Origin of the sequence: Bacillus sp. BD59S, assembly GCF_007363175.1 — a bacterium.
GTDB classification, from domain to species: Bacteria; Bacillota; Bacilli; order Bacillales; family Bacillaceae_G; genus Bacillus_A; species Bacillus_A pacificus.
The window spans coordinates 3,809,693-3,822,531 of the sequence record NZ_CP034686.1; the positions used below are offsets into that span (position 1 = coordinate 3,809,693).

Below are 12,839 nucleotides of genomic sequence, written 5' to 3' on the forward strand. Positions count from 1 at the left end.
GGGAGAGATTTATTATGGTATTCGAAGGTCATTTAGTTGGTACAGGATTAAAAGTTGGAGTTGTTGTTGGACGTTTTAATGAATTTATTACAAGTAAGTTACTTGGCGGCGCTTTAGACGGATTAAAGCGTCACGGTGTAGAAGAAGCTGATATCGATGTTGCTTGGGTTCCTGGTGCATTTGAAATTCCTTTAATTGCTAAAAAGATGGCGAATAGCGGGAAATATGATGCTGTTATTACGTTAGGCACTGTCATTCGTGGTGCTACAACACATTACGATTACGTTTGTAATGAAGTAGCAAAAGGTGTTGCATCTTTATCACTACAAACAGACATCCCTGTTATTTTCGGTGTATTAACGACTGAAACGATCGAGCAAGCGATTGAACGTGCAGGCACGAAAGCTGGTAATAAAGGCTATGAATCCGCCGTTGCTGCGATTGAAATGGCTCACTTATCAAAACAATGGGCATAAAAAAAAGAGGCTGCGGCCTCTTTTTTATTTCTTCACTTTTCTCCGTACATCTTTTATTAATTCATCCATTGTCTTTCCTTCTGTTTGTATACGAAGCGTTTGTGCTGTTTTCCATACATTCTCTCTTTTCTTCGCTTCTTCTATAATAGTAATTTCTTTTCGTACTTCCTTTAAATCTTTCCCTTCTGTTTTCAATCCAAAATGTTCAGCTTTCGTTCGAAAATGTTGTTCAATTCGTTGTTGCATCTCTTTTTGTTCAGGATTTTCGGCGGCCTTAACTGGATCAGCACTTATTGCTTTTAGTAAAATGAGACAAGTCATAATCGCTAATATATATTTGTGCATGTAAAATCCTCCAACCCAATATAAATTACATATTTACTATGTACAATTGGGGCTTGGAAAATTCGTCCACCAAAATTCTTTTTCCACTCAAAAGCCAATAGTATCAAGCGTTTACAATTATTTATTACATTTTATTTACAAAAAAAGCAAACTCTTTTACAAGTTTGCTTTTTTCTATTTTATAATGCACATTCCTCAATCTCAAATCCTAAATCTTCAATCATACCCCAGTCTGCAGTCGGTTCTTGTCCAGCTGTCGTTAAGTAGTCTCCAACAAAAATAGAGTTTGCTGCAAATAAACCGATTGGCTGTACAGAACGTAAATTAATTTCACGCCCTCCTGAAATGCGAATTTCCTTCGTTGGGTTTACAAACCGCATCATCGCCAGCACTTTTAAACATTCTACCGGTGTTAACTCCTTTTGTCCTTCAAGCGGCGTACCCTTTACAGCAACAAGGAAATTACATGGAATGGAATCTGCATCTATACGTTGTAATTCGAATGCAATTTCAGCGCGCTCTTCTATTGTCTCTCCCATTCCAAAGATTGCCCCAGAACATGGTGAAATACCCGCTTGTTTCGCTTTTTGAACTGTATCAACACGATCATCATACGTATGAGTGGAGCAAATGCTTTCGTAATTATTCGCATGTGTATTTAAGTTGTGGTTATAACGATGTACACCCGCTTCCGCTAAACGTCCTGCTTGATCTTCGTTTAAGAAACCTAAACAACAACAAATCTTTAAATCTGTCGTTTCACGAATCTCTTTAACTGCTCCAATTACGTGATTCACCTCTTTATCAGTCGGACGACGACCAGATGCCACAATACAATATGTACCCGCTTTACGGCGAATTGCTTCGTGTGCTCCTTCTACAATCTTTTCCTGCGTTAGCCATGCATATTTATCAATCGGTGCTTCTGAAATAATAGACTGTGAACAATATCCGCAATCTTCAGGGCATAATCCAGACTTCGTATTAATAATCATATTTAATTTTACTTTCTTACCAAAGTGATGATGGCGAATGATATACGCAGCATTCATAATTTCTAAAATCTCTGTATCGTCAGCCTCTAATATCGCTATTGCATCTTCTTTCGTAATCACTTTCTCTTCTAATACGTCGTATGCAAGTTTTTTCCAATCCCTTTTTGTTTGTACTTGTTTCATTTCATCTCTTCCCCTCTTTTGTTATATGCACAAATAAAGCATGATACGTTGCCATTATCCCTTCATTTCCCGTGAAGTCTCTTTCGTATATGCGAAGCATCGCACGAAAGAGTGAGGGACTTTGACAATATGATTCTTCATTACTATTGGTCGCTCCTACTTTACGAATAGACTGTAGAAACTCCCTAACTTCTGTAAATCTCTCTATGTAACATGTTTCAGAAACATGTACATCCCCTGTTTCTATCTCACATATATGGTGCAACTGATTTTTCGAATAAAATCGTTGCCCAATCGATGTTTCATTTTGTATATTTTTTTCTTCTTTCGCCCGCTGGAACGAAGCATGCAATTCTTGAAATGTTTCCTGTCCAAACGTTGAAAAGAGTAATATCCCCTCTATAGATAAATGACGAAATAAATTTGTTATCACTTGTTTTAAATCATTTAGCCATTGAAATGTAGCATTTGAAATAATGACATCATACGTTTCTTCTAGTCGTAATCTTTCAATATCCTCACAATAAAATGTTACATTGTTTACATTTTGTCTAGTTTTCGCAACTGCAATCATACTTTCAGCAAAATCAATAGCTGTAATTTGTGCTTTCGGAAATAAGTTTGATAATTGCTCTGTAACATATCCTGTCCCGCATCCAAGTTCTAAAATACGTATCGATGAATTTGCACTATATCGCCGATTCAATGTAGAAAGTAATGAATGCGCCATCTTTTTTTGTACATTTGCAAATTGATCGTAGGATACAGCTGCCACGTTAAATCGTTTTTGTAGTAACGTTTTGTTGATCATGTCGTATCCCCTCTACAAATTGAATTATCTCATTTGCGCAATATTCGAAATTCGTTACGCATAATGCATGTCCAGCCTTATTTACTACCTTGAGCATAGCAGTCTCATTCCTAGCCATATTACGTGCTGCAGACAATGGACATATTACATCCTGCTCTCCATGAATAAGCAGTATAGGTACTTTCATTTCTTTCAGTTCTTCTCTCATATCTGTTTCTATTAAATAATCTAAACCTAATTGTAAAGAATGAATAGAATCACCTTTAAAGTGTTTTATCATATCTTCAAACCTTTTATTCTCTTTCAACTCATCTTTCGTAAACATATTTTCATAAAACCGCTTGAGCGTATCTTCTTTCTTTCTCGCCACATTCTTTTTCAGCCGCTCTACATGCAAAGCATTCCATCCATTACTATAGTCACTTGCATTTGTAAATTTAGCAGTGCCACCAATTAGTACGATACCCTTTGCCTTAATTTTTTTATAAGCTTGAATTGCCGCTAACGCTCCTAGTGACCATCCAACTAAAATTACTTTGTCATCCTGTGCTACATCTATAATCCGATCCGCAAACTCACTTTGTTCTTTCACATTACGCCAATCAATGCATTGAACAGGATATTTTTTAAAATGCGGAAGTACTAAATCCCAAATATTTTCTTCCATTCCCCACCCAGGGATAAAAATAATCTTCAGCTCTTTCATACAAAAAGCTCCTCTTCTTTCGCAATGTGGATAATTCGGTCAATAGCCCATTTTAAATCAGCTATTGTATGTTGAGATGTAACTGCAAAGCGAATTCGAGAACTATTGATTGGTACAGTTGGCGGACGAATTGCAATAGCTGCAATACCTGCCTCTTGTAACCTTTTGCTAAACCGTAAAGCTGTTTCATTTGAACCGACTACGATCGGTACAATGTGAGTTGAGCTATTTCCAATATCAAAACCAGCTTCTCGTAAATGGTTTCTGAAATATGCTCCATTCTCTATAAGTCTCTCTCTTCTTTCATTATCTTCTTTTACAATTTCAATTGCTTTTTGTACCGCTCCTAATGTTCCTGGCGGTAATGCAGTAGTAAAAATAAAACTTCTCATCATATTGTGTAAATACTCTATATAAATTGCATCGCCTGTCAAATACGCACCATAACACCCTAAAGCCTTACTAAACGTCCCCATATGTATATCTATTTTTTGAGCAAGATCTTCTTCTATATGAGATAATCCAGCTCCGCCATTTCCATATATTCCACTGGCATGTGCTTCATCAACTATAAGAATTGCCCCGTATTTCTCTTTCAGCTCTACTAACTCCCTTACATACGCAGTATCACCATCCATACTAAAAACAGTATCTGTTACGATTAATTTCCGCTTTTCAGGTGACGCTGTTTTCAACAACTTCTCTAAATGATCCAAATCATTATGACGATACCTTTTATGCTCTGCCCCACTTAATATAATTCCATCAACAATGCTTGCGTGATTTAATTTGTCACTAAACACAATATCGTGACGACTCACTAATGAAGAGATCACTCCAATATTTGCGGTATATCCACTATTCACAACTAAGGCTTTTTCAGTGCCTTTCCAATCGCATATACTTCTCTCAATCTCTTCATACAGTGAATAGTTTCCTACCACGAGCCTTGATGCTGTCGCCCCAGTTCCATATTTTCTTGTACATGCGATAGCAGCTTCTTTTAACCTTTCATCTCCAGCTAACCCTAAATAATTATTTGACGCTAAATTTAGCATCCTTTTCTCATCTCGAATAAGCCATGTCTCTTCTGCTTGTTCTGTTACATGCAAATTACGATACTGCCCTCGCTCATGTAATTGTTGCAATTTAGATTGAAGATGTGTGCGCCACGTTTGATTCATTTCGGATAAGCTCCTCTAATTTTGAAATCATTATATATTCTTTAGCAGATTCCAAGACTTCTTCTTTTGTAAACTCACCTGCAAAGAATGGTAATAAACCTAAAACCGGTACCCCACTTAGCTCTTCAATCATTTCTTTATTTTCTTGCACTCTTTCCATTTCGCATTCTTTGCAGCCAGATAAAATGACACCTGCTACTGTTAAACCATATGCCTTTGCATAAGCGATCGTTAAAACTGTATGATTTACTGTTCCTAATGTAGGGCGTGCTACTACAATAAGTGGAAGTTGTAATTCTTTTGCGAAATCAATTACTAAAGCGTCCTCTGTATATGGAACAGCTAATCCACCTGCTCCTTCTACAAGTAGACTATGAAACTCTTTTAATCGTTCATTATAGTGGTGAATAATATCTTTTAACGTTACTGTCCTTCCAGCTCTTTTCATGGCAAGTCTCGGGGCAAGCGGCTCTTCAATAGAGTAAGGGCAAATTTCATCTTCTTTTGTCGGTACACCTGATAATGCTTTTAGCCTTGCTGCATCTCCCTCTGGATTTGATGCAACATATCCACTTTGCAACGGTTTATATACCCCGATGTTATATCCCAGTTCTCTAAATACACCCGCTAATGCACCGGCGACTACAGTTTTCCCCACTTCAGTATCCGTTGCTGTTATAAAAAAACCGCTCATTATTCTCCCTCCGTAACATCCGAGATTGCTTTATATAAAATACGTAACATATCATTAATCTCATCAATTGTAGAAGCAAGAGGGGGCATAAATACAATCGTATTACCCAGCGGGCGCAAAATCATACCCAGCTCTCTTGAGCGTTTACATACTTGAACACCGACTCTCTCTGTCCATTCAAACGCTTCTTTCGTTTCCTTATTCTTCACAAGTTCAATTCCAACCATTAACCCGCATTGACGAATATCCCCTACATGTTTATATGCAAAGAGGTCTTCTAATTGCGTCGCCACATATTCTGTTTTACGTGCCACCTCTTCTATTAAATTTGTTTTCTCGTATAGTTCTAGATTCGCAATTGCTACCGCACACCCTAACGGATTCCCTGTATAACTATGTCCGTGGAAAAATGTTTTTTGTTCTTCATAGCCTCCTAAAAAGGCATTATAAATTTCATCTGTCGTTACAGTAATTGCAACTGGTAAATATCCGCCTGTTAAACCTTTTCCGGCTGTCAAAATATCCGGCGTTACATTTTCATGTTCACATGCAAACATTTTTCCAGTACGCCCAAATCCAGTCGCTACCTCGTCTGTGATAAATAATACATTGTATTTTGTACATAAATCGCGCAGTCCTTTTAAGTATCCTTTTGGCATTGTAATCATCCCGCCAGCACCTTGCATTAGCGGTTCCACAATGATGGCAGCTATTTCTTCATGGTTTTCTTTTAACAATTCTTCCATTTCTTCTAAATGCTTCTTCACAATTTCTTCCTTATCGTCTCCATAAGGAGAACGATATGTATATGGATATGGCATTTTAATTGCTTCAAATAAAAGTGAACTATACACTTGGTGAAACAAGTCTATTGCTCCCACTGAAACAGCTCCAATTGTGTCACCATGATACGCTTCTTTTAATGTAACAAATCTTTGTTTCTTCGGTTTTCCTTTATGCTGCCAATATTGAAAGGCCATCTTAATTGCAATTTCAACGGCGCTAGAACCGGAGTCTGAATAAAACACTTTCTTCAAACCTTCTGGTACAACTTCAATTATTTTTTCGGCTAATAAAATAGATGGAACGTTAGCAAGCCCTAGCATAGTAGAATGGGAAATTTTATTTAATTGTTTACGAATTGCCTCATCTAGTTCCGGTACTTGATGTCCATGAACATTTAACCAAATAGACGAAACACCGTCCCAATATTCGTTTCCATTTACATCGTATAGCTTTCTTCCCTCTCCCCGTTCAATAATGACAGGATCTTCTTCTAAATAATCCTTCATTTGTGTAAACGGATGCCATACATAGGCTTTATTTTTTTCCGATAACTCTTCATATGTATAAGATGGTTTGTCAGTCGTACTCTTACTAAAAGTCACAATTTTCACCCCTAATGTTAACTGGTTTATAAATATAGTTAACATTAAAACCAAATGACTGTCAATTATTTTCAAACTAATCAGTTCTTAAAAAAGAACAACTTATCATACGATAAGTTGCTCTACTTTCCATGTTGTATCTTTCCGATTTCTAAAATAATCTCTTCATCCTTTTTTCCTTCTGTATCAATTCCAAGTTGCTTCGCATGCTCAATTAATAAATCATGACGCTGCTCAAATCTAGCCTTATTTACTTCTTTCGTAATTTCTTCTTTTGTTTTTCCATCACTAGAAACCCCTAGTTTCGTAGCTGCTTTCTCCATCGACTTCTTCTCTTCAGCTTCTTTCGCTTTTTTCACTTCTAACTGCTGTATTTGCTTTTGCTTCGCCTGCTCTGATTCAGCTGCAAAAGCTGTGTAAATTCCAGCACTTCCGCCAATGACTAGTAAAGTGGTAAAAAGAATTATTTTTTTCTTCACTCTTCCCTCCCCTTTCAAATTCATTATAACGCACATTTTCCCAGGATTAAAATCGTTCTCCTTTATTTCCCTAAAAAATTATTGAATATTTTTATTGACATGTGAGACGAATATATGATAAAAATTTAACTAACATCATATGAATCGGCATTGATAGGATTTAGTAGTATTTCGATTTCTGATTTCAGAGAGCTGGTGGTCGGTGCGAACCAGTACAGAGCGAATTATGAATTACCCCCTGGAGCTTCTTTTACGAAACGTAAGGAGTAGTGAAAGACGGTTATAGACCGTTATATCTAAAGAGTGGTGAAACGACACTGTTTCACAATTTAGGGTGGTACCGCGAATTTTTCGTCCCTGCATATATTGCAGGGGCGTTTTTATTTTATTAGCGCATACCATACGACCCTTTATTTTGTGATACATTCATTTCACAAGCTAGGGTGGTACCGCGATTTCTTCGTCCCTGCATAATTATATGCAGGGACGTTTTTTTATCCAATCATTTCCGTATCATATTAAAGAAACAACAATTACCAGTAATTTGTCACAAAATTCTAAAATTTAGAAGGAAATAAACAATATTGGCGAATTTTATATAAAAAAGAGCTATTTTAGATTACTTAGGAGGGGAAAACAATGGTTTCAAAAATTGAATCTGTTCTTTTAACAGTATTTATCTTTTTCTGCATTGGCTTTAGTGTTATCAAATTAGAAGTTTCACCACACATCCCAATTTTATTTGGTATCATTCTTTTATTAGCATTTGGATTTATGAAAAAAATTGATTGGTCTACTATGGAAAAAGGAATGATAAGTAGTATTTCAGCCGGTATTCCATCTATTTTTATATTCTTACTTGTAGGTGTATTAATTAGTGTTTGGATCGCTGCTGGAACAATTCCAACTTTAATGGTATACGGCTTCCAGCTTGTATCTCCAAAAATTTTCATTCCAACTGTTTTTGTTGTTTGTGCAATTGTTGGCACAAGTATCGGTAGTGCCTTTACAACTGCCGCAACTGTAGGACTTGCCTTTATGGGCATGGGTAGTGCGCTCGGATACGATCCTGCTCTAATCGCTGGTGCAATTATTTCTGGTGCATTCTTTGGAGATAAAATGTCTCCTTTATCTGATACAACAAACTTAGCGCCAGCTGTAACGGGTGTAGATTTATTTGAGCATATTCGTAACATGCTTTGGACAACAGTTCCAGCTTTCATTATTGCTTTTATCGCATTTTTCATTTTAGGAAGCGGTACTAGTGGAGACGTTGACTTCACAAACTTTATTAGCACATTAGAGAAAAATGCAACGATTTCTATCGTTACACTTATTCCAATATTATTACTGTTCCTATTCGCATTTAAAAAAGTTCCAGCAGTTCCAACATTACTTGCTGGAATTATAGTAGGGATCATTATCCTCTTTATATTTAAACCTAGTACTTCTTTAACTGATTTAATGAAAATTATGCAAGACGGTTACGTTTCTAAAACTGGTATGAAAGATATTGATAGCTTATTATCTCGCGGTGGCCTGCAAAGTATGATGATGTCAATCGCTCTTATTTTCCTAGCTCTTTGTATGGGAGGATTATTACAAGGAATGGGTATTATTACGCAGCTAATGAATATCATTTCTAGCTTCGTAAAAACTAGCACACGCTTAATTATTTCTACTGCTTCAACTGCAATCGGTGTGAACTTCTTACTTGGTGAGCAGTACTTATCTATCGTTTTAACAGGACAAGCATTCGCTAATAAATATGATGAAGTCGGTTTAGAACGTCGTAATTTATCACGAGTATTAGAAGATGCAGGTACAGTTATTAACCCACTCGTACCATGGGGAGTAAGTGGCGTATTCTTATCGAACGTCCTTGGTGTTCCGACATTTGATTACGTTCCATTCGCAATCTTCTGCTTAGCTTGTCCAGTCGTAACAATTATTGTTGGTTTCACTGGATTTGGCCTTTCATGGAAGAAAGAAAAAGCAGTAACACTTTCATAATATATTAAAAAGGATTACCTGAATCGGTAATCCTTTTTATATTTCTCCACTATCTATTTGCTTTTTTTCTTCTAAATAAAAGAAGGAATCCCGCTCCAATAAATGCCAATCCAGCTCCAATTGTAGAAGCAACACTTGTACCTGTTTTCGGTAAATCACGTTCTTCTTTCTTTTCACTTACAGTTGTTGTTTCTTTTGCATTTTGATTATCCGTTGTAGTTTGTCCAGATCCTGCATTATTACCTTCATCTGTTGGTGGTGTCGTTGGATTTCCTCCATTATTTCCTTCACCTGTTGGTGGTGTCGTTGGATTTCCTCCATTATTTCCTTCACCTGTTGGTGGTGTCGTTGGATTTCCTCCATTATTTCCTCCACCTGTTGGCGGTGGTGTTGGATTCTCTCCACCAGTTTCCTTATCATCATCGTTCTTCTTCGTTATATCAATTGCATATTTAGCAAATTCATTCTCAGATGGTCCAACATATGATATGTTCCCATCTTTCTTTATATATTTTTGTGCATTTGGTGAAGAATCAAATGTTGTATGTAATTTATCTGCAACAATCGGTTTAAATGTCCAATTTTTATCTGCTGCTGGATCAATAACTGGTGTTTCTTGCATATACTTCACAATGATTTGACGTGTTTCATCTTGTGATTGGTATACAACTTCCCCTTTACTTACACCCGGGAACGTTTGGCTACTTCCGCGATAGTTATTTGTAGCGACGATGAACTCTTGATTGTCAGCTACTGGCTTCCCTTCATATGTCATATTTATAATACGATTCGTATTTGCATTTACAACTTTTCCATCTTTATCGTATTTTGCTGGTTGTGTTACATCAATTTCGTATTTTAAGCCATCTAAAATATCGAAGTTATATGTAGGATAGCCTATATTTACTAATGGTTGTTCTTCTGTTTTCTTTGGATCGATTTGATTAAACTGACCTGCAGACATTTCAAGCCATTCTTTCACTTGTGCCCCATTTACTTTTACAGCATATAACGTATTTGGATATACATATAAATCTGCAACGTTTTTAATTGCTAACGTTCCAGCTGGAATATCCGTATAATATGTAGCACCGTTTCGGCCACCTGCTTTAAATGGTGCGCCTGCAGATAAAACTGGAATTCCTTTATATTTGCTATACTGTCCATTTTCAGCAAATAACTTTTCTACATACCATTTTTGTGCATTTGTTACAAGTTGTACAGAAGGATCATCTTGTACTAATGAGAAATAACTATTGATTGGCGCTGTCGTTTTTCCTACAGCTGTATTCACATAATCAATTGTCGCTTGGTGATCATCTTTAATTTCATTAACTAATTTTTCATCAGATTTTACTAATGGGTTCCCTTTACTATCAGCAATCGGACGAAGTTGCGGCTTCGATTGCTCTTTTTGTACTTCCCATTTTCCGTTTACCTTTTTCAATTGCATATCAATAATACCTAAGTTACTTCCAAAGACACCAGGCATTACAACTGGAACACCATTAAATACGTCCTTCACTTCAGTATGTGAGTGTCCCATTAACACTGCATCTACACCAGGAACTTCTGTTAAATAATACGATGCGTTTTCCATGCCAACGTTGTATCCACTCTTATCAACACCGGAATGTGCTAGTGCAACGATAACATCTGCACCTTCTGCTTTCATTTTTGGCACCATTTTCTTCGCTGTTTCAACTATATCTTTCGCTTTCACTTTTCCTTCTAAATTTGCTTTATCCCAGTTCATAACTTGAGGTGGAACAAATCCCATTACGCCAATTTTCACTTTTTGTTTTTGACCTGATTCATCTTCTACTTCTTTTTCAAAAACATGATATGGTTTAAAGTAATTTTGATCATTCTCTTCATTATTATCTTTATCATCTTTATAAACGTTCGAGTTAATAACCGGGAATTCTGTTTTACTAATTACTTTGTTTAAATAATCTAAACCGTAGTTAAATTCATGATTCCCAAGAGAGATGACGTCATACTTCATTAAATTCATTAAACGATATAATGGGTGTGTATAACTAGGATCCACAGGCTTCTTCGGATCATTTATTTTATTCGCTACATAATCTCCAAGCGGTGTCCCTTGTAATGCATCTCCATCATCAAATAGGACAGAGTTCTTCGCTTCTTCACGTGCTTTATTCACAAGTGTTGCAGTTTGCACGAGACCTACTTTATTATCGGTTTTCGTTTGATAATAATCGTAATTCATTAAGTTAACGTGAATATCTGATGTTTCTAGAATTCGTAAGTTAACCGTACTCTCCCCAGTTTGCTCATCCGCATGAGCTGTTGCTGGCAATACTTGCGGCGCTATAACGCCAATAGCAAGAGTTGCTCCAGCTAGCATTTTTTTTGACTTTTTCACAAAAAATCCCCCTTATACAATTACCAAAAATAATGAAATGAATCCGTCTCTAATCACATACCTTTTTTCTTCTATTGGAGATAAGATTTTCATTTCATCCTGCGCTAATGAGTAGTCCTCTTAAACGCTCGATTGGTGAGATTTTACTCATCGGGAAATAAAGCCCTACTAATTAAAATTTCACCTTATCTGACATTATCATATATAATGTACTTTCATATCGTCAATATTTTTTGACATACTTCTACAAATTTTCTGTAAAGTTATTGTAAACTTTTCATAAACATATAATATGCCCTTACATTGTTAATACTGCTGAATATGATACAATTACCAATTACAAGGAGGATGAATTTATGAAAAAAGTCATCTTAACAATTGTTTGTCTCCTCCTTCTAATCATTTCTTATTCTTATTTTGAAAAGAACGATGAGACAAAACAAAATGAACCCGAAGAAAAAACAGAAAAAACATCTACTCCAAGTTGGATTGATAAGCAAACAAACGATTCCTTTTATCATCTCGTACTAGGTGATTCGCTCGCCAAAGGATATGGATCGACACAAGGCGGATTTGCTGAATTAGCCTCTAAACAAATAGAAGCACAAATTCATAAACCAATTACTGTAGAAAACCTTGGGATAAACGGTCTTACAACAGATCGTCTCGCTAAAAAAGTTCAATCAGAGGATGTAAAACAAAAAATTAGAGCAGCCAATATTATTACAATTAATATTGGGGGAAATAATTTGTTTCGCTTAAATCGTGATGTCGGTGTTATAGACGGTATTAAAATGTTAAATAAAGAAAAAGCTCATTTTGAAGCGGATGTAAAAAATATTGTAAAGACAGTCCGAGATCAAAATCCGGATGCTTTACTCATTCTTTCTGAACTCTATAACCCGTTACAACTCGATGACTCCATCGCAAGTTATGCAGATATGTTTTTAGATGGCTGGAATGAATCTGTTTATTCCATTGCAAAAGCAAATCAACCATCTATCGTTTTACCAATTCGCAAATTAATATCGAATGATAAGAAAGAATTACTCTTTGACCAAGTACACCCAAATGATAAAGGCTATTCGATTATTGCTGATTCCTTTACAAAAAAAGTGTTGGCCTACAAATATTAAAATTCACATGAAACAATTCTATTTTTATAACATGTCT

12 protein-coding genes and 1 other annotated feature are annotated in these 12,839 nt (G+C 36.1%); of the genes, 3 read left to right on the plus strand and 9 right to left on the minus strand.

The window, feature by feature from the left end:
• Positions 1–14 precede the first annotated feature (14 nt).
• Positions 15–476 (plus strand): 6,7-dimethyl-8-ribityllumazine synthase, encoded by a 462-nt coding sequence (gene ribH / locus EKQ63_RS21860; RefSeq protein ID WP_000230889.1) that lies wholly within the window; start codon positions 15–17, stop codon positions 474–476.
• A gap of 24 nt (positions 477–500) precedes the next feature.
• On the opposite strand, the gene EKQ63_RS21865 is transcribed toward ribH, so the two are convergent.
• The 8 genes from EKQ63_RS21865 to EKQ63_RS21900 form a co-directional block, all read right to left on the minus strand.
• Positions 501–821 (minus strand): hypothetical protein, encoded by a 321-nt coding sequence (locus tag EKQ63_RS21865; protein ID WP_000549777.1) that lies wholly within the window; start codon positions 819–821, stop codon positions 501–503.
• 179 nt (positions 822–1,000) lie between these two features.
• Positions 1,001–1,999, minus strand: a complete 999-nt coding sequence (gene bioB, locus EKQ63_RS21870) for a biotin synthase (protein WP_087954365.1) — start codon at positions 1,997–1,999, stop codon at positions 1,001–1,003.
• A gap of 1 nt (position 2,000) precedes the next feature.
• Positions 2,001–2,810: a malonyl-ACP O-methyltransferase BioC gene (bioC, locus tag EKQ63_RS21875; RefSeq protein WP_087954364.1), complete on the minus strand. Its 810-nt coding sequence runs from the start codon at positions 2,808–2,810 to the stop codon at positions 2,001–2,003.
• Positions 2,776–3,516: an alpha/beta fold hydrolase gene (locus EKQ63_RS21880; protein ID WP_087954363.1), complete on the minus strand. Its 741-nt coding sequence runs from the start codon at positions 3,514–3,516 to the stop codon at positions 2,776–2,778. The genes bioC and EKQ63_RS21880 overlap by 35 nt, the downstream gene beginning before the upstream one ends.
• Positions 3,513–4,700, minus strand: coding sequence for an 8-amino-7-oxononanoate synthase (bioF, locus tag EKQ63_RS21885; RefSeq protein ID WP_087954362.1), 1,188 nt, complete (start codon positions 4,698–4,700; stop codon positions 3,513–3,515). Before bioF ends, EKQ63_RS21880 begins: the two co-directional genes overlap by 4 nt.
• Entirely contained in the window at positions 4,666–5,394 is a 729-nt protein-coding gene (gene bioD, locus EKQ63_RS21890) for an ATP-dependent dethiobiotin synthetase BioD (RefSeq protein WP_143881487.1), read from the minus strand. The genes bioF and bioD overlap by 35 nt, the downstream gene beginning before the upstream one ends.
• Positions 5,394–6,827, minus strand: a complete 1,434-nt coding sequence (gene bioA, locus EKQ63_RS21895) for an adenosylmethionine--8-amino-7-oxononanoate transaminase (RefSeq protein ID WP_140168693.1) — start codon at positions 6,825–6,827, stop codon at positions 5,394–5,396. The genes bioD and bioA overlap by 1 nt, the downstream gene beginning before the upstream one ends.
• A gap of 77 nt (positions 6,828–6,904) precedes the next feature.
• Entirely contained in the window at positions 6,905–7,261 is a 357-nt protein-coding gene (locus tag EKQ63_RS21900; RefSeq protein WP_140168685.1) for a hypothetical protein, read from the minus strand.
• 141 nt (positions 7,262–7,402) lie between these two features.
• Positions 7,403–7,623: a binding site (T-box leader), on the plus strand.
• Between the two features lie 277 nt (positions 7,624–7,900).
• On the opposite strand from EKQ63_RS21900, the gene nhaC reads away from it, so the two are divergent.
• Complete coding sequence (gene nhaC / locus EKQ63_RS21905; protein WP_087954358.1) at positions 7,901–9,274, plus strand: Na+/H+ antiporter NhaC; 1,374 nt, start codon at positions 7,901–7,903, stop codon at positions 9,272–9,274.
• A gap of 49 nt (positions 9,275–9,323) precedes the next feature.
• Here the strand turns inward: nhaC and cpdB are convergent, their stop codons facing one another.
• On the minus strand, positions 9,324–11,666 hold the full coding sequence (cpdB, locus tag EKQ63_RS21910; RefSeq protein ID WP_143881488.1) for a bifunctional 2',3'-cyclic-nucleotide 2'-phosphodiesterase/3'-nucleotidase: 2,343 nt from the start codon (positions 11,664–11,666) through the stop codon (positions 9,324–9,326).
• A gap of 356 nt (positions 11,667–12,022) precedes the next feature.
• Between cpdB and EKQ63_RS21915 the strand changes: the two genes are divergently transcribed.
• A complete protein-coding gene (locus EKQ63_RS21915; RefSeq protein ID WP_087954356.1) occupies positions 12,023–12,802 on the plus strand; it encodes a GDSL-type esterase/lipase family protein in 780 nt (259 codons plus the stop codon).
• Positions 12,803–12,839 lie beyond the last annotated feature (37 nt).

Coding starts and splice junctions, on each gene's coding strand:
- bioB (WP_087954365.1), bottom strand. CDS start 1,999: ATGAAACAAGTACAAACAAAAAGGGATTGGAAAAAACTTGCATACGAC.
- bioD (WP_143881487.1), bottom strand. CDS start 5,394: ATGAGCGGTTTTTTTATAACAGCAACGGATACTGAAGTGGGGAAAACT.
- bioC (WP_087954364.1), bottom strand. CDS start 2,810: ATGATCAACAAAACGTTACTACAAAAACGATTTAACGTGGCAGCTGTA.
- bioA (WP_140168693.1), bottom strand. CDS start 6,827: ATGTTAACTATATTTATAAACCAGTTAACATTAGGGGTGAAAATTGTG.
- EKQ63_RS21880 (WP_087954363.1), bottom strand. CDS start 3,516: ATGAAAGAGCTGAAGATTATTTTTATCCCTGGGTGGGGAATGGAAGAA.
- bioF (WP_087954362.1), bottom strand. CDS start 4,700: ATGAATCAAACGTGGCGCACACATCTTCAATCTAAATTGCAACAATTA.
- ribH (WP_000230889.1), top strand. CDS start 15: ATGGTATTCGAAGGTCATTTAGTTGGTACAGGATTAAAAGTTGGAGTT.
- EKQ63_RS21865 (WP_000549777.1), bottom strand. CDS start 821: ATGCACAAATATATATTAGCGATTATGACTTGTCTCATTTTACTAAAA.
- nhaC (WP_087954358.1), top strand. CDS start 7,901: ATGGTTTCAAAAATTGAATCTGTTCTTTTAACAGTATTTATCTTTTTC.
- EKQ63_RS21915 (WP_087954356.1), top strand. CDS start 12,023: ATGAAAAAAGTCATCTTAACAATTGTTTGTCTCCTCCTTCTAATCATT.